This window comes from Luteibacter sp. 9135, assembly GCF_000745005.1.
In the GTDB taxonomy this organism is placed as follows: domain Bacteria; phylum Pseudomonadota; class Gammaproteobacteria; order Xanthomonadales; family Rhodanobacteraceae; genus Luteibacter.
Genome location: NZ_JQNB01000001.1, coordinates 2504207 through 2520934, shown reverse-complemented (window position 1 = coordinate 2520934; position 16728 = coordinate 2504207). Strand labels below are relative to the sequence as shown.

Genomic DNA, 16728 nt, shown 5'->3' with positions numbered 1-16728 from the left:
CCCCCCGCACAACACATGCACGCATCTTCCAGGCGACACATGTAGGAGCGCACGATGTGCGCGACATCTTTCAAAGCCGACCCTTCGAGCTGGCGCGCCAACTCGAAGAATGCAGTGAAAAGATGTCGCGCACAGCGTGCGCTCCTACAACCGCCGATGTAAGGCGGCGGGCGAACGGGTCAGGCGACAGGCGTCGTCCGCACCAGGTACTGCACGCTGAAACGGCGATCCTCGTCCATCCAGACCTGCTCCACCGACAAACCGGCTTTGTTCGCCATCTGCGCGAAGTCGTCCAGCGAATACTTGCAGCTGTACTCCACCTGCATTGCTTCGTCCTCGCGGAAGGTGAAGGCGTCGCTACCCACATGCACCACCTGGTGGCGGGTGCTGACCAGCGAGGTCTCAATCCGGCCGGCCAGCACGTTGTAGCGTGCGCGGTGGCGGAACGCATCGAGATCGAAATCGGTGCCGATCTCGCGATTCAGCCGCACCAGCATGTTGAGCGTGAAATCGCGCGTGACACCGGCGGCGTCGTTATACGCCGCCTCGATCTCCGAGGCGTCCTTCTTAAGGTCCACGCCGATCAGCACCCCGCCGCCGTCGCTCATCTCGGCGCGCATCTGGCGGAGAATCTTCACCGCATCCTTCGCCTCGAAATTGCCGATGGTCGAACCCGGGAAGTAGATCACCGTACGCCGCGGGGAGCGCGAGGCCACCGGCAGCCGCAACGGCTGGGTGAAGTCGGCGCACACCGGCTGCATGGGCACGTCCGGGAAACGCGTGGACAATTCGGCGACGCTTTCCATCAGCGCCGTGCGCGATATCTCCACCGGCACATAGGCCACGGGCGTGACCAGATGCTCCAGCAGCATCCGCGTCTTGATCCCGCTGCCGCTGCCGTATTCGACCAGGCGCACGTCAGGCCCGATCACGTCGGCAATGTCGGCCGCATGATCGCGCATGATGCGTATCTCGGTGCGCGTGAGGTAGTACTCCGGCTGCTCGCAGATGGCCTCGAACAGCGCCGAACCGCGCTCGTCGTAGAACAGGCGCGAGGGCAGCTTCTTGATCTTGGCCCCGAGGCCGCGCCGGACGGTCTCGAGGGTGTCCTCGACATCCGGATGGCGGTCGTCGACACGGATGTCTTTGGGTTGAGCACTCATCGATCGTTTCCCAGTCGTATCCCCGTGAACTGCCAGCGCGCATGGGGAGGAAAAAAATTACGGTAGGTGGCACGAATATGATCGGAGGGCGTCGCGCACGAGCCCCCGCGGAGTATCCACTGACCGTTCATGAACTTGCCGTTGTATTCCCCCAGCGCACCGTCCAGCGGACGAAACCCCGGATAACTGACATATGGGCTCATCGTCCATTCCCAAACGTCGCCATACATCTGACCCAGGTCGGTTTCGAACGACGACGCACGTGGGTGGAACAAACCGTTGTCCTGGAAATTGCCGCGAACCGGCAGTGACGTGGCCATGGTTTCCCATTCGACCTCCGTCGGCAGCCGGGCGCCGGCCCAGCGCGCGAACGCGTCGGCCTCGAAATAGCTGACATGACACACCGGCGCATGCGGATCGATGGCCCGGCGGCCCTGCAAGGTGAACTCCGTCTCGCACGCCTCGTCCCAGTAAAACGGACGCTGCCAGCCCTCGGCCCGCACGGTGGCCCAGCCATCCGACAACCACAGCAACGGGTCGCGATAGCCGCCATCCTGCACGAACGCAAGGAACTCGGCGTTCGTCACCGGGCGATTGGCGAGCGATCCCGCCTGACGCCAGGTGCGATGGCGAGGCCCTTCGTTATCGAAGTGGAAACCGTCACCGGCATGACCCACCTCCACCACGCCTTCGTCGAACGGCACATAGCGCAAGACAGGCGCGGCCACGGAGAGCGCACGCGGCGCCTCGGTGGTAAACGCCGGCTCCAACGGATTCTGCGCAAACGCGTGCTTGATATCGGTGAGGAGCAATTCCTGATGCTGTTGCTCATGCTGGCAGCCCAGTTCGATCACGACAGCCAGCGCCGGATCGTCGCCGCGCAGGAGGCGCTCGGCCACGGCGTCGTCCACACGCCGCCGGTAATCCAGCACTTCGGCGAAGTCCGGCCGCGTAATCATTCCCCGACTGGGGCGCGCGTGCATCGGGCCTACCGACTGGTAGTACGAATTGAACAGGAAGTGCCACTCCGGGTTAGCCGACACATAGCCTTCGCTGGGACCGAGAACGAAGTGCTCGAAGAACCATGTGGTGTGGGCGAGGTGCCACTTGGTCGGGCTGGCATCCGGCATCGACTGGATGACGGTGTCCTCCGGACGCAGCCGCGAGGCCAGTTCAGCGCTGCGACGACGCACGCCGAGGAAGCGCGTGACAAGGTCCGCAGGGGCCGAGGGGGTAGGGTCGAGGCCAAGCGGGCGGACCGTCATGCGCTGGCCTCCTGTGCGGCCTTAATAGCGTCAGTCATGACGGAAAGGATGGCCGAGGAAACGTTCAACGAACGTGAGTGGCATTCTCCACGCCCTTAACGAAAGGTGCACCGTGGCCCCTGTCAATCTCGCCCATGGGCCGATCCCGGCTTAACATCTCTATTCCTCCCGGAGGACCCCGTCATGACTGCCCGAATCCTGTTCAGCGCCGCCCTCCTGCTCGCCGGCGCGTCCATCGCGCACGCGCAGGACAACATGCCCCGTCCCGGCCCCTCCCCCCAGGCCCGCAACGAACTACCCTTCAACGATTGCCTGCGCACCGACCGCATCAACGAATGGGCCGTGGTCGATACGCGAACGGTGGCGGTGCGCAACGGACCGAACCATTTCGTCGTGAAGACCAGCGCGGACTGCCCGCGGATGGACCTGGGCGGCGGCATCCGCTTCAAGTCGTCCAACAGCGACAAGGCCATGGGCGAGATGCGTATCTGCGGCGGCATCGATGAGAAAATCCTTCGCCGCAACGAGCCACCGTGCCAGATCCAGTCCGTGCAGACGATCGACAAGGCGACATTCGAATCGATGAAGAAGAGCGCAAAGCGCCGCGGCTCGGGTGCGCAGCTGCCGTCTCCGGGTGGTTGAGGCGGGCTCGCCTTCGGCATCGCGTTGGGGCTCGAGCCTTGGCGTCGCGGAGCAAGAGCCGGCGGGTGCCACCCTCGTGGCCACGCCTGCGGCGACCCGCTAGGGAAAGGCCGCTCCGCGGCCGTTTATTTATTGCCCTTCGGGCCGGGTCGGGCTTCGAACGGGGATTTTCGATTCGACCTCCTGTCTCAGCGAAAATGGCCGGCCGTCCTGGCCGGCCCCCTTCGGGCCTTGTCCGTTCGAAGTCCTCGCCTGCGGCTACCGGCCCCGAGGGCACCCGCCGGCTCTTCCTCAAGCTGAGGTGGGTTGGGGTCGAGCGCAGAGCAGAGCTGGGTTTCGCTTCGTTGCTGGGACCGCTCGCTTGCCTGTTGCGCATGGCATCCGTCGCCTTAGGTACGTCGAGGGTTCGCGCACGTGCGTGCGCTCCTACCCAGCCGATAGATCATGCGTCGGGTATTCCAACACCTGCCCTACCCCCCGAGGTAGGAGCCCACGATGTGGGCGAAAAGCCAACAAAGCGGCGACGCCGTACCCCTCCCGCTACTCGTTCACCACCCCTCGCTGCTCGCCCAACATCCCACCTCAGTTTGAGGAAGAGCCGGCGGGTAGCCCCCTCGGGGCCGGTAGCCGCAGGCGAGGGCTTCGAACGGAAAAAGCCCGCAGGGGGCCGGCCAGGACGGCCGGCCGTTTCCGCTGAGACAGGAGGTCGAATCGGAAACCTCCGTTCGAAGCCCGACCCGTGCCCGAAGGGCAATAAACATACGGCCGCGGAGCGGCCCTTCCCTAGCGGGTCGCCGCAGGCGTGGCACCGAGGGGGCTACCCGTCGGCTCTTGCTCCACGGCCCAAGGCCAAACGCGATGCCGAAGGCGAGCCCTCACGGCAATCCACCACGAAACGTCCGCCCCAAAACAAAAAGAGCCCGGCTTGCGCCGGGCTCCTCCATCAAACCACTCAACCGAAAACGACTCCGATCAATACCCGTCGTCACGCACATAACGGGTGCCACCGTAACCATCGTCCACGTAGGTGGTCGTGGTGGTCACGCGGCGGGTAACGACCGGCGCGTCGTCATAGACCACCGTGCGGGTGGGCGGGGCGTAGTAGTAGCCCGGGCCGTTGTCGTAGACCACCGTGCGCGGCTGCGTGGCGTTGGCGACCAGGCCGACGACCGCACCGGCGACGATGGCGCCAGCGATCCAGCGGCCGGCGTGGTCGTAGTGACCGCGACCGTAGTAACCGCCACGACCGCCGTAGTAGCCACCACCGTGGTAACCATAGCCGTAACCACCATGGTAGCCGCCGTAATAACCACCGCGGGCAAAAGCGCCGGGTGCGAACGCCATCAGACCCGCAGCGGCGAGGACGAGAGCGGACTTTACGAACTTACCTTTCATGACAGTTACCTCCGGGTGTTGACTGCAGATTCGCGCTCGGCCACTGAATCCAATCTGAAGTTTTCTACACCCTCAATTCACGTTTTCCACGGATTCACGAACGGCTTACGGAGCAACCAGCAACCGTGGATGTTGTGCCGGCGGGAGAAGTCGAACGGGATGCTGGGGGCGCTCCAGTCCTCGATGGAAAAATGGGGCTCCAGCGCCGCCTTATCAAGCTGGAAACGACGGAAATTGTTCGAGAAAACAATGACCCCGTCCGGCAGTAGCCGGTCCAGGCACAGCATCAGCAGCTTCATGTGATCGCGCTGCACGTCGAAGTCGTCGGCCTTCTTGGAGTTGGAGAAGGTCGGTGGGTCGACGTAGATCAGCCCGTACTGCATCGAGCGCTTCTCGAGGAAGGTCAGGGCATCTTCCTGCACCAGCCGATGGCGTGCACCTTCGAACCCGTTCAACGCCAGGTTGCGCGATGCCCAGTCCAGGTAGGTGCCGGACAGATCCACGGTGGTGGTGTCGCGCGCATCGCCGGCCGCAGCATAGACGCTGGCCGTGCCCGTATAGGCGAACAGGTTGAGGAAGTGCTTGCCCGGCGCCAGTTCGCGGATCTTCTCGCGAACCAGGCGATGGTCGAGGAACAGGCCGGTGTCCAGGTAATCGGTGGGGTTGATGAGGAAGCGCAGGCCGCCCTCGCCCACCTCGATGAACTCGCCCTTCTGGTCGAACTGACCGTACTTCGAGCCCCCCTTGCCGCGCTCGCGCGTCTTCACCGCGATGCGCTCACGGGGAATGCCGAGCACCTCGCTGGCCACGCGGCCGATCTCGCGCATGCGGATGCGCGCCACGTCCACCGGCACGTCCTGCGGCGCCTTGTATTCCTGGATGTGCAGCCAGTTTTCGTAGACGTCGATGGCGGCGGCGTACTCGGGCAGGTCCTGGTCGTAGGCGCGCCAGCAGGTGATGCCCTCGCGGGTGAGCCGCTTGCGCAGGTGGCGGACGTTCTTCTCCAGGCGGTTCTTCAGCATCTCCGCGCCGGGCGACAGCGGCTTCGCTTCGCGCGGGGCTTCGTCGCGTGCGCGCAGGGCGTAGGTCAGCAGCGGGGTTTCCAGCGCGCCGTTGAACAGGGCGTAGCGTTTGTCGGGGCTGAGGCGCAGCGCACGACCCAGTTCCTCGTCACCGGCCAGCACCGCCGCGCGCCAGCCGGCGAAACGGTCCTTCAGGGCCTGGCCGAAGTCGCGATAGAGCGCCGGCAGTTCGGCACGATCGCCCAGGCGCTCGCCGTAGGGCGGGTTGGTGATGACCAGGCCGAGCGGGGTTTCCGGCGGCGGGGCCACGTGCACCGCGTCGCGCTTGTCGAGGTGGACGAAACCCGCCACGCCCGCGCTCTGCGCGTTGCGCTTGGCGGTCTGCACCATCTGTGCATCCGAATCGCTGCCGAAGAACACCGGGCGCAGGGCACGCAGGCCTTCTTCCGCCCGCGCCTTGGCCTCGTCGTAGATGGAGCGCCACAACGCGTAATCGTGCTTGGCCCAGCCGAGGAAGCCGAAGTAATCGCGACGCAGGCCGGGCGCCACGTCGGCGGCCATAAGCGCGCCTTCGATCAGCAGCGTACCCGAGCCGCACATCGGATCGACCAGCGCACCGCCTTCGGCGTAGATGCGCGGCCACTGCGCGCGCACCAGCATGGCGGCGGCGAGGTTTTCCTTCAGCGGCGCCTCGCCTTGCTGCTCGCGCCAGTTGCGACGATGCAACGGCAGGCCCGAGAGGTCGATCGACAGCGTGGCGCGGTCGCGGCGCAGGCGCACGTTGACGCGCAGGTCGGGTTCTTCCGGATCGATGTCCGGGCGCGCGCCGGTGGCGGCGCGGAACTGGTCGACGATGGCGTCCTTGGTCTTCAGCGCGATGAACTGGCTGTGCGTGAGCTTGCTCTGTGCCGTGTTGGCATCCACGGCCAGCGTGCCGTGCGCGGCCAGATGGGTGGCCCAGTCGATGTCCTGCACACCCGCATAGAGCGCGTCCTGGTCGGCGGCGTCGAACTCGGCCAGCGGCAGCAGCACGCGGCTGGCCATGCGCGACCACAGGCAGGCGCGGTAGGCCGTCTCGATGTCACCGGCAAAGGAAACGCCGGCCAGGGCCTCGCGTACGTCCTTTGCGCCGATGGCGATCAGTTCGTCCTTGAGCAGGTATTCCAGGCCCTTCGGGCAGGTGGCGAAGAAGTTCATGCCAGGCCCTCGAGGAAACGGCGGAAGGTGGTTTCGATGCCTGCCATGGCGTTGCCCAGCCGGTGGTCGTCCTCGACCAGCAGCATCGGGATCGCATGGCTGCGCGCGAAGGCGAAGGCCTCATCCACCGGGCAGACGTCGTCCGCATAGCCGTGGATCATGAAGGCGGGCACGCCCCTGGCGAGGTCGAAGGCCCGGGCGTAGCCGGGGATGCGCGCAGGCAACGCCAACAGGAACACGCCGGCCACCGGTACCTGCAGCGAGGCCAGCCCCGAAACGAAGGCGCCCATGCTGGAGCCGACCAGGATCGGGGGCGCCCGCGAGTCCGCGATTGCCCGGGCCAGCCGCGCCAGCCGCGGTTCGACGCAGCCGGCGTGGCCGAGGGCGTCGTCTTCACGGTAATCGGGGCGGACCGTGGTCCAGCCCAGTGAGCCCGCCAGGGCCGCCAGCGCGCTGACCTTGGTGGCGTCGGGGCCGGAATCGGAACCGTGGGAAAGGATGATGTGACCGCGCATGGCGGACTCCGTACGCGGAATGACCGGCTATGTTATCAAAGCGCCATGATCGACATCCGCCCTAACCCTCTCCCCTACGAACACCGCCTCCCGGAGCGCCAGGCCGACGCGGTGGACCTGATCGTCATCCACTGCACCGAGCTGCCCGACCTGGCCATGGCGCGCGAGTACGGCGAGCGCGTGCTCTACGAGGACCGCGGCACGGGTGCCAGCGGGCATTACTACGTCGATCGCGACGGAACGATCCAGTGCTACGTCGATCCGCACCGCGTTGCCAATCACACCCGCGGCTACAACCCGCGTTCGATCGGCATCGAACTGGTCAACACGGGGCGTTATCCCGAATGGTTCCACTCGGACCGGCAGGTCATGACCGAGCCCTACCCCGCCGAACAGATCGACGCCCTGCGTGCCCTGCTCGACGACCTCACGCTGCGCTTTCCGTCGCTGCGCCATATCGCTGGCCACGAGGACCTGGACACCGCCATGGTTCCCGCCAGCGACGATCCGCACCGCGAGGTGCCACGCAAGCGCGATCCGGGCCCGCAATTCCCCTGGGCACGCGCCTACGATGCGGCCCGCCTCGCGCGGCTGGCGGGCTGAGGCCCGGTATACTTTCCGGCCATGTCGCCACCCCGCTCAACAGAGACCCCCATGACGGACAACCACGTCGGCGAACTCGTCGAACTGCTCGAACTCGAGCGCCTCGAAGACAACCTCTTCCGCGGCCAGAGTCGCGACATCGGCACCAAATTCGTCTTCGGCGGCCAGGTGCTCGGCCAGGCGCTGTCCGCCGCGCAGCGCACGGTGGACCCGCGCCGCGAGGCGCACTCGCTGCATGCCTATTTCCTGCGTGCCGGCGACATCAACGCACCGATCGTCTACAGCGTCGAGCGCACGCGCGACGGCGGCTCGTTCTCGTCGCGCCGCGTGGTCGCCATCCAGCACGGCCAGCCCATCCTCAACGGGTCCATCTCGTTCCAGGAACCGGAAGCCGGCTACGAGCACCAGATGTCGATGCCCGAGGTGCCTGCACCCGAGGACGTCGAGCCGATGCCCGCGATGACCGCCGAGCAGCTGGCCCGGCTGCCGGAGAAGACCCAGCGCTGGCTCGGCATCGACGGCCCGTTCGAGTTCCGCCACGTGTGGCCGCGCGACGAACTGCGCCCGGCCAAACGGCCGCCTTACCAGCACATCTGGTTCCGCCTCACCGCGCCGATCGACGACACCCTCGGGCTGCACCAGGCGCTGCTGGCCTACGCGTCGGATTTCCACCTGATCGGCACGGCCACCCTGCCCCACGGCATCTCCTACCTCACCCGCAACATGCAGATGGCCAGCCTGGACCACGCGTTGTGGTTCCATCGCCCGTTCCGTATCGACGACTGGCTGCTGTATTCGTTCGACAGCCCCACATCGCAGGGCGCGCGCGGCCTGGCGCGCGGCATGATCTACACCCGTAACGGCGTGCTGGTGGCCTCCACCGCGCAGGAAGGCCTGATCCGCGTCCGGCCGGACTAGGCAACCCATGGGCATCGAGCTGCGGCACCTGCGTTATTTCATCGCCGTGGCCGACGAGCTGCATTTCAGCCGTGCCGCCGAGCGGCTGGGTATGTCCCAGCCGCCGCTCAGCCAGCAGATCCGCGACCTGGAAAGCCTGCTCGGCCTGCGCCTGCTGCGACGGACGAACCGGCGCGTCGAACTGACCGATGCCGGCCGCGTCTACCTCGACGCCGCCCGCGACATCGTCACGCGCGTGGACGATGCCGCCGACCAGGCGCGCCGCGCCGAGCGTGGCGAGATCGGCGAACTGCATGTGGCTTTCACTCGTTCCACCCCGTTGATCGAGCGGTTCCCGCGAACGATCCGCGCCTTCCGCGACGCTTATCCCGCCGTGCGGCTGGTGCTGGTGGAACGGAACACGTTGCAGCAGGTGGCGTGCCTGCTGGAGGGAAGCCAGCACGTCGGCCTCCTGCGTGGCGGTGCACTGCCCGCCACGCTGGTCTCGCACAAGCTGGTCGACGATCCCCTGGTGGCCGTGCTGCGCGCCGATCACCCGCTGGCCACGCGCAAGCGCGCCCGGCTACGCATGGACGAACTGGCCGACGAACGCTTCGTGGTGTTCAGTCGTGCCGCCGGCACCGGCGTGCACGACCAGCTGCTGTCGATGTGTCGCAATGCGGGCTTCGTGCCGCGCATCGCCCAGGAAGCCGGCGAGTCGTCCACGATGATCGGCCTGGTGGCCGCGGGCCTGGGCGTCGCCGTGCTGCCGGACTCGCTGCGCCACGTGCGTGTCGACGGCGTGGCCTACGTCGCCATCGATTCGCCGGATGCCGCCAGCGCGCTGCACGTCGCCCACCGTCGCGACGATGCCTCGCCGCTGGTGAAGGCATTTACGACGCTGATGCTAAAGGCGTGAGCGTGCGCAGCTTCAACGCGACAGCCAGGCCGGCAAGGATCAGCACGGCCGCATAGATCGCCACGCCGTTCCACCCGCCGTGGTTCCAGGCCAACCCGCCGATCGAGCCGGCGATGCTCGACCCCATGTAGTACGCGAACAGGTAGAACGACGACGCATGCGCCTTGGCGAACGACGCGCGCCGGCCCACCCAGCTGCTGGCGATGGAATGCCCGCCGAAGAAACCGAAGGTCAGCAAGGCGATCCCGGCGACGATGGCCCACAGCGACCCGCTGGCCGTCAGCGCCACGCCGGCCAGCATGATGACGAACGCCGCCCACAGCACGCGACGGCGACCCAGCCGGCCGGCAAGCGCACCCATCCACGCCGAGCTGCCCACGCCGATCACGTAGACCATGAAGATGGCACCTACATGCGACTGCGACAACGAGAACGGCGCGGCGATGAGACGGTACGACACATAGTTGTAGATCGTGACGAAGGCGCCCATCAGCAGGAAGCCTTCCGCGAACAGCCACGGCAGGCCCTTGTCCCGCCATAGCGAACCGAACGACGCCAGCAGGGCCCGCGGATGCGCGCGCCGCTTCTCGAAATACGCCGACGCAGGCAAGCCGCGCAGCACCAGGTACGACGCGATCAGGCCGAGGCCACCGATGACCGCCACGGCCACGCGCCACGAGGCATGATCCGCGGCGAAGCCGGCGATCAGGCGCCCGCCCATGCCGCCGAGAGCATTGCCACCGATATACAGCCCCATGGCGAAGCCGAGTGAATCGCCGTGGATCTCCTCGCCCACATAGGTCATGGCCACCGCAGGCAACCCCGCCAGGGTAAGGCCCAGCAGCGCGCGGATGATCAGGAACGTACCCCAGTGCGGCGCCATGGCGGAGAGCAGCACCAGCAGCGACGAGCCCAGCAGCGAGGCCAGCATCACCGGCTTGCGCCCCAGGACATCGGAGATCGCCCCGGCGAACAGCATGCCCACGGCCAGCACGCCGGTGGTCAGCGACAGCGACAGGCTGCTGCTGGCCGCGTCCACGCCGAAATCGTGCGAGAACGCGGGCATCAACGGCTGCACGCAATAAAGCAGGCCGAACGTAGCGAACCCCGACGAGAACAAGGCCAGGTTGGTGCGCCGGAACGCCGGCGTGCCGTGCCTGATACGGCGATCGACTACGACGGCCGGTGCGGGCGACGAACCGTCCACGGGAACCTCCAGGGAATGCGCCATGTCGCCAAGGCTAGACCCTGAATTGAGTCGGATCGATACCGGTATGCGTCCTCTTCGATATGTCCTGCGTATGAATCGGCTCAGCGGGTGACGGTGCCGGTGTCGCCGCCATCCCACTGGATGGCGGCGGCCAGTTCCTCGTCGGTGAGGGCAAGGGCGCCGGACCCGGCCTCGGTCTTGAGCGACAGCACATGGCCGTCGTGACGGGACAATTCCCGCGCGCCCGAACTCGCCATCGCATGCGCGCGTTCATCGTCCGAGGACAGCAGCACCAGCAGGGTCTTCGCGCCGGCCACGAAGCGCACGCCGCTGGTGGCTCCCGACTTCGCCAGCGCCGCGGAATCCAGCGGCACCGCCGTGACCTTGTCCGTCCAGCGCGGCGGCCCGACGAAGGTGTACCCCGCAGCTTCATCGCGCCAGGCGAAACGTTTCATCGGATCGGCCGCCGGGGCGCGCTGCCCGTGGGTACCGGGCGGGGTCTGCGCGGCCGAGGCGGCGAAGGTGCAACCAAGCAGGAAAGCGATGGCAAGGGGTTTCATGGCGCACCTCGGGAAGATAGGCGCAGCGTACGCTTCCCGTGTCTGGATGGCGTCAAGCGCCCCGGTCGGCGTCCGGCCCGTCCGGATCGGGTGAACCGTCCCGGCCACTCGCCCATGCGAACAGGGCGATGCCGACGACGATGGCCACGGCTCCGAAGGCCGCGAGCGGGCCGGGCAGCGACTCGTGCAGGAAGAGCACGCCGATGCCCGTGGCGAACAGCAGTTCGGCGGCTTGCATGGCCTCCACGCCGGCCAGCGCGGTGCCTTGGCGTCCCACCATCTCGGTGGCGTGGAAGAACAGCACGGTGGCCACCACACCCGAGGACAAAGCCACGCCACCGGCCAGCAACACCTCGCGCAGCGACGGCGGCCCCAGGGTGAACCACGCCACGCCCGCGAGGACCAGCCACACCGGCGCGCTGGCCAGGGTCATCCCGAACACGCGCTGCACGGCGCCCAGCCGGGTGCCCGTGCGCTCCAGGTGCAGCAGGATCATCCGGTTGCCCAGCGGATACGCGAACGCGGCGAACACCACCGCGCCCACCGCCAGCCAGGCGGAGGCATCCAGCGCACCCCGCGCATGGCCGAACTGCAGCAGCATGACGCCCAGCACGATCAGCGCCCCGATCGACAGCGCCCCGACCTGCCAACGGGCCCGCTCGTCGCGATAGATGAAGGGCGCCAGCAGGGGGCCGGCCAGCACGGTGGTCTGGAAGCTGCCGGCCACCAGCCACGACGGCCCGCTGCTGGCCGCCCAGGTCAGCGGCACGCCGAACAGCACGAAACCGACGCCGCTCCAGGTGAGCCAGGTGCACGTATGCCCGCGCAGTTCCTGTGGCAGCGCGCCCAGTCCACCGCTGAAGGGCAGCACCGCCGCCAGCAGCGGCAGCGTGATGAGATAACGAAGGATCACCGCCCATTGCCAGTGCCCGCCCCCGCTGACCACGGCGCGGTTGAGGACATAGGTGAGCGTGAAGAACAGTGCGGACAGCAGCGCGAGGGCGACCGCCCGGGAAGCACGGGAACGCATGGCATGACCTGGAACGAACAGGCCCCAGTGTGCCAGCGACCGCGCGCAACGTCAGCCGGCGTCGTCCGTCGCCTCGTTGAGCTCCAGGAACAGCTCCTGCAACTCGCCACCGATGGGCCGGCCGTCGATGCACAATGTCACGTCGCCCTCGATACCCGCCACCGGGCAGCAGCCGTCGACGATACCGAGCAGATTGGCCGTGGTATCGATCATCGTGTGGCAGATCACCTGGAGGAAGACCTCCTTGCCGGCCTCGTCCAGCCCGTTGAACAGTTCCAGCGCGTTCACCCAATGCGGGTCCACCGCGCGCTCGGCCGGCGTGGTGCGGAACAGTTCGGCGTAGACGGCGAGGTTGTCACGGACCACGGCCTGCTGGAGGGCGGAGACGAAACACTCGGGAGACATGGCGCCACCTGCGGGAAGACGATATGCAGCCTATGTGTGGGGGGTGTGCCCCCGGCTCAATGGCGCTCCCGCCCTTTTCGTCCTTCCCGCCGCGGCCGGCGCGACGCCGGCACGTAGCCGGGCCAGATAGCGTCGTAGAAATAGCGCTCCACCGCGCTGGGCGGCGCATAGGCCTGCACCGGTGGCGGAATGAGCTTCCGCAGCTTAGCCTCGTTGTGCTCGGCCCAGCGCGTCACCATGCGCTGCATCAGGGACATCCCCCGCAGTACGGCCCCCTGCCCCTGCCGCGGCCCATAGCGCCAGCGCACCACCCAGCGCCCGTCCTGCGGACTGACCCGCGCGAACGGCCGCGTCGTCCCATCGAGGACCGCGTACTGCCGCTCACCCATCCGTATCCAGTTCACCGTGGCCATGGGGCCGAGATTAGGTGGGCCCCGTCTCAGATATGTGGACGGCGCGGCAGGTTTGCCTGAGGTTTTTCAGGCAAGTCGCTGGGCACGGACGCGAATCCGCCGCGGGCCCTAAAGCGCCGGCTGCCGAAGGTGTGTAGCGATAACGAGTAGGAAGATGGGGATCAGAGACAGGGCGGCAAAGGGAATATCAAGCCCCACAAAGGTATCGGGCTTGAGCAGCGGAGGGAAAACAAAAAGCGCAGCACCCACCACAGCTACGGCTACACGGCTGGGAAAGACCACCCAAAGTACGACCAATGCGCAGGCAACCGTCAGAAACCCAAGATCGAGGAAGTGAGCATCCGCATTCGCGAGGTACCACCCGTAGCGCATCTTGAACATGACGTAGCTAGCGACGAGTCCAATGCAAGCCGTTGCTAAGAATAAAATCTTAGTCATGGGCGTTATTCCCCGAGTAGCTGGCTGTCGGTAATGTCGTGCTGATTCTTCTACCACGTCTGGTACACCTCCCGAAGCCGAAGCCGTCGTTCTCGCATGGCGCGGCGACGAGGTGCTGGGTGGTCACACTCTGCGCTCGAGCAGCGGCCGCAAGCGGCCGAACTCGCTCAGAGCGTAACCACCCAGCACCTCTGCGACGACAGAGGCAAACGGGGGTGGAGAGCAAAGCGGCGGCGACTTCGGGGGCTCCACCCTGGGGATGCCGCTCCGTGCGACGCGGCGAGCGTTGCTTTCCCAGCCCGCAACCTCAGTGGTCAGGGAGGTGTCGGGTGGTCATCCTCTGAGCGAGTTCGGCCGCTTGCGGCCGCTGCCCGAGCGCAGAGGGTGACCACCCGACGCCTCCTCCCCGCACCCTACGAGGAAAGCGGCTTCGACCCTTAAAGGGCTTCCATATGCGTCAGCAGCAACCGCACGCTTTCCCTGCCCTGCCAGTCGTTGACCGATAGCTCGTAAGCAACACGCATGCGCGCGGGTGGTGGCGTGCCTTCGTAGCAGTTGAACATCACCGCCTCCAGCGGCGCGCCGCCCTGGGTGTGCCGCAGTTGCAGGCGCAGGTGGCGGCTGCCCATGGGTTTCCACGAGGCGCACTCGAAGCGCGCTTCGAACACCGGCGGGGGGAAGGCCTGGCCCCAGGGACCGGCATGGCGAAGCTGCTTCGCCAGGTCCAGCGTGTGGTCGCGGTAATCCAGCTCGCCGTCGGTGTGCACCAGCGCCTGCAGGTGGTCGTCGTCGAGGTGGCGGCGCGCGGCGGCGTCGAACGCCGCGGCGAAACGGTCGAAGTCACGCGCCTGCAGGCTGAGGCCGGCGGCCATCGCGTGACCGCCGAAGCGCAGGATCAGGCCGGGGTGCTTCGCGTCGATCTCGGCCAGCGCGTCGCGGATGTGGAAGCCGGGAATGGAGCGTGCGGAACCGCGCAGCTCGTCGGTGTCGTCGCCGGCGGGCGCGAAGGCCAGCACGGGGCGATGCAGTTTCTCTTTCAGCTTCGATGCGATCAGGCCGACGATGCCCGGATGCCAGCCTTCGTCGAACAACGCCACGCCTACGGCATCCACGTGCCGTGCCAGCGCCACCATGCGCTCGGCTTCCTCGACCATGCCCGCCTGCATTTCGCGGCGTTCCTGGTTGATGCCGGAGAGTTGTTCCGCGTAGCGCCGCGCGATGCCCACCTCATCGGTCAGCAGGCAAGCCACGCCCAGCGACATGTCTTCGAGCCGCCCCGCCGCGTTGAGCCGGGGGCCGATGGCAAAGGCCAGGTCGGTCGCGGCGATGGTGGCCAGCGAGCGGCCACTGGCCTCGATCAGTGCGGTGATGCCAGCGCAGGCCTTGCCGGCGCGCATGCGTTTCAGGCCGGCCTCGACCAGCACGCGGTTGTTGAAATCCAGCGGCACCAGATCGGCGACGGTGCCGAGCGCGACCAGGTCGAGCAGCGCGCCCAGGTCGGGCTCGCCCTGCGTGAACCGGCCGGCATCGCGCATCGCGGCGCGCAGCGACAGCAACAGGTAGAACATCACGCCGACGCCCGCCAGCGCCTTGCTGGGAAAACCGTCGTCGGCGAGGTTGGGGTTCACGATGGCATCGGCCTCGGGCAGCGTGTCGCCCGGCAGGTGATGATCGGTGATCAGCACGCCGATGCCGCGTGCCCGCGCCGCGGCGACGCCGGCCACGCTGGCGATGCCGTTGTCGACGGTGACGATCAGGTCCGGCGACGGTTGCAGCGATGCCACCAGCGCTTCACTGAGGCCATAACCATGCACGAAACGGTTGGGCACCACATGCGCCACGTGCCGCGCACCCAGCAGACGCAGGCCGCGCACGGCGACTGCCGTGCCCGTGGCGCCGTCACAGTCGTAATCGCCGGCCACCACGATGTGCCGGTCGTTCGCGATGGCATCCATCAGCACCGCCACGGCACGGTCCATGCCGCCCAGCAGCGTCGGCGACAGCAGCCTCGCCAGGCGATGTTCCACGCCATCGGGCGTGCACACGCCACGCGCGGCATAGATGCGCTGGATGACGGGATGGACGTGCCCGGGCCAGCCGCTCGGCGGGGCCTCCGCCTCGCGTCGGCGCCACACGCGGCGCGTCATGGCTTGCGCCAGAACCGCAGCCGGTGATGCTTGCGCAGTACCGTGCGCGTGCCGTCGGCGAAAGCGAGACGAAGCTCCGCGCCGTCTTCCAGCCGCGCCTGGATGGCGGGCCACCACGACCGTGCGAAATCGTCCGCCTGCACGTCCTGCAGGTCGAGCAAGGTATACGGCGAGGCATCGCTGCCGACGAACGCGCTGCGCGCCTGCACATCGACATCGGCCTTGTGGCCCAGCGACCAGGCCAGCAGGTCGTCGCTGTGGATACGCGACAAGCCGCACTCGATCCAGTCGGGCAGCACACCCGGTCCCCACAGCCACACGCTGTTGACCGGCGGCAGGCCGCGCGAGGCGCGCGCGTGGTTCACCGGATGGTTGTGCAACACCACCTGCGCCTCGTTGATCAGGGCACGCCAGCGCCGTCCGGCGTCGCCCTTGGGCAACTGCTCGAAGAGGTCGGCACCCAGCGCGTCTTCCGGCTCGGGGAAGGACGGCACGTCCACGTCAGCGGGCAGGCGCAGCTGCCAGTGCTGCGCATCGCCCATCTGCAGGCGCATGCCTTCCGCCTCGAACGTTTCGGTCAGCGCGGCCACCAGGGCGGCCGACTCCTCGACCGTCAGCCCCAGGTTGCCGCATGCCAAAAGGCGCGCGCCGCTGAGCTCGGGCTGCACCCAGGCCGGATCGGCGGACAGCCATTGCGCCGTGCCTGCATCGCCGGCCACCGACTGACGGATCAGTGCGGCGGCGGGCAGCCGCCCGCCGGGCCAGCGGAAGTACTCGGCCATCGCCGCCAGGTAACCCGGCGCGGCGGCCGGCAACGTGCTGCCACGCGCCAGCCAGGTGGCGAATGGGACCACGGTGGCGAGCTTGTCGCGCCCCGGCAACAACACGTTGAGGACGACACCCACGC

General features: G+C 67.3%; 17 protein-coding genes. 4 read left to right on the top strand and 13 right to left on the bottom strand.

All coding sequences use genetic code 11. The features are described from left to right. Positions 1 to 179: 179 nt before the first annotated feature. Positions 180 to 1163, bottom strand: coding sequence for an L-histidine N(alpha)-methyltransferase (egtD, locus tag FA89_RS10885; RefSeq protein ID WP_036140641.1), 984 nt, complete (start codon positions 1161 to 1163; stop codon positions 180 to 182). Next, positions 1160 to 2428, bottom strand: a complete 1269-nt coding sequence (gene egtB, locus FA89_RS10880; protein WP_036140640.1) for an ergothioneine biosynthesis protein EgtB — start codon at positions 2426 to 2428, stop codon at positions 1160 to 1162. The genes egtD and egtB overlap by 4 nt, the downstream gene beginning before the upstream one ends. 183 nt (positions 2429 to 2611) lie before the next feature. Here egtB and FA89_RS10875 point away from each other — a divergent pair, with 183 nt between their 5' ends. Then, complete coding sequence (locus FA89_RS10875; protein ID WP_051938687.1) at positions 2612 to 3070, top strand: DUF6491 family protein; 459 nt, start codon at positions 2612 to 2614, stop codon at positions 3068 to 3070. Between the two features lie 972 nt (positions 3071 to 4042). Here FA89_RS10875 and FA89_RS10870 read toward each other — a convergent pair. The 3 genes from FA89_RS10870 to FA89_RS10860 all read right to left on the bottom strand — a co-directional run bounded on the left by FA89_RS10870 (position 4043) and on the right by FA89_RS10860 (position 7199). Then, a complete protein-coding gene (locus FA89_RS10870) occupies positions 4043 to 4465 on the bottom strand; it encodes a hypothetical protein (RefSeq protein WP_036140639.1) in 423 nt (140 codons plus the stop codon). A gap of 77 nt (positions 4466 to 4542) precedes the next feature. Then, a complete protein-coding gene (gene rlmKL / locus FA89_RS10865) occupies positions 4543 to 6684 on the bottom strand; it encodes a bifunctional 23S rRNA (guanine(2069)-N(7))-methyltransferase RlmK/23S rRNA (guanine(2445)-N(2))-methyltransferase RlmL (RefSeq protein WP_036140638.1) in 2142 nt (713 codons plus the stop codon). Continuing rightward, positions 6681 to 7199, bottom strand: a complete 519-nt coding sequence (locus FA89_RS10860; protein WP_036140637.1) for an alpha/beta fold hydrolase — start codon at positions 7197 to 7199, stop codon at positions 6681 to 6683. The genes rlmKL and FA89_RS10860 overlap by 4 nt, the downstream gene beginning before the upstream one ends. Before the next feature lie 45 nt (positions 7200 to 7244). Here FA89_RS10860 and FA89_RS10855 point away from each other — a divergent pair, with 45 nt between their 5' ends. The 3 genes from FA89_RS10855 to FA89_RS10845 are packed head-to-tail and all read left to right on the top strand — an operon-like array spanning position 7245 to position 9618. Continuing rightward, complete coding sequence (locus tag FA89_RS10855) at positions 7245 to 7802, top strand: N-acetylmuramoyl-L-alanine amidase (RefSeq protein WP_036140636.1); 558 nt, start codon at positions 7245 to 7247, stop codon at positions 7800 to 7802. A gap of 51 nt (positions 7803 to 7853) precedes the next feature. Further along, entirely contained in the window at positions 7854 to 8720 is an 867-nt protein-coding gene (locus FA89_RS10850; RefSeq protein ID WP_036140635.1) for an acyl-CoA thioesterase, read from the top strand. A gap of 7 nt (positions 8721 to 8727) precedes the next feature. After that, positions 8728 to 9618: a LysR family transcriptional regulator gene (locus FA89_RS10845; RefSeq protein ID WP_036140634.1), complete on the top strand. Its 891-nt coding sequence runs from the start codon at positions 8728 to 8730 to the stop codon at positions 9616 to 9618. Here FA89_RS10845 and FA89_RS10840 read toward each other — a convergent pair. The 8 genes from FA89_RS10840 to FA89_RS10805 form a co-directional block, all read right to left on the bottom strand. Next, positions 9593 to 10849, bottom strand: coding sequence for an MFS transporter (locus FA89_RS10840; RefSeq protein ID WP_081916471.1), 1257 nt, complete (start codon positions 10847 to 10849; stop codon positions 9593 to 9595). The two genes, FA89_RS10845 and FA89_RS10840, sit on opposite strands and share 26 nt — an antisense overlap. Before the next feature lie 80 nt (positions 10850 to 10929). After that, positions 10930 to 11388, bottom strand: coding sequence for a hypothetical protein (locus tag FA89_RS10835; protein ID WP_036140633.1), 459 nt, complete (start codon positions 11386 to 11388; stop codon positions 10930 to 10932). Between the two features lie 52 nt (positions 11389 to 11440). Continuing rightward, the gene (locus FA89_RS10830; RefSeq protein WP_036140632.1) at positions 11441 to 12418 is read right to left on the bottom strand and encodes a multidrug resistance efflux transporter family protein; all 978 of its coding nucleotides are present in this window, start codon (positions 12416 to 12418) and stop codon (positions 11441 to 11443) included. 51 nt (positions 12419 to 12469) lie between these two features. Further along, positions 12470 to 12823, bottom strand: a complete 354-nt coding sequence (locus FA89_RS10825) for a hypothetical protein (protein WP_036140631.1) — start codon at positions 12821 to 12823, stop codon at positions 12470 to 12472. 56 nt (positions 12824 to 12879) lie between these two features. Beyond that, positions 12880 to 13227: a hypothetical protein gene (locus FA89_RS10820; protein ID WP_185754319.1), complete on the bottom strand. Its 348-nt coding sequence runs from the start codon at positions 13225 to 13227 to the stop codon at positions 12880 to 12882. Positions 13228 to 13344: 117 nt separating this feature from the next. Next, positions 13345 to 13674 carry a hypothetical protein gene (locus FA89_RS10815; protein WP_036140629.1) on the bottom strand — a complete coding sequence of 110 codons (330 nt, stop codon included), beginning with the start codon at positions 13672 to 13674 and terminating at the stop codon, positions 13345 to 13347. 437 nt (positions 13675 to 14111) lie between these two features. Continuing rightward, the gene (gene recJ, locus FA89_RS10810; RefSeq protein WP_036140628.1) at positions 14112 to 15821 is read right to left on the bottom strand and encodes a single-stranded-DNA-specific exonuclease RecJ; all 1710 of its coding nucleotides are present in this window, start codon (positions 15819 to 15821) and stop codon (positions 14112 to 14114) included. Beyond that, a complete protein-coding gene (locus tag FA89_RS10805) occupies positions 15818 to 16726 on the bottom strand; it encodes a hypothetical protein (RefSeq protein ID WP_051938686.1) in 909 nt (302 codons plus the stop codon). The genes recJ and FA89_RS10805 overlap by 4 nt, the downstream gene beginning before the upstream one ends. Positions 16727 to 16728 lie beyond the last annotated feature (2 nt).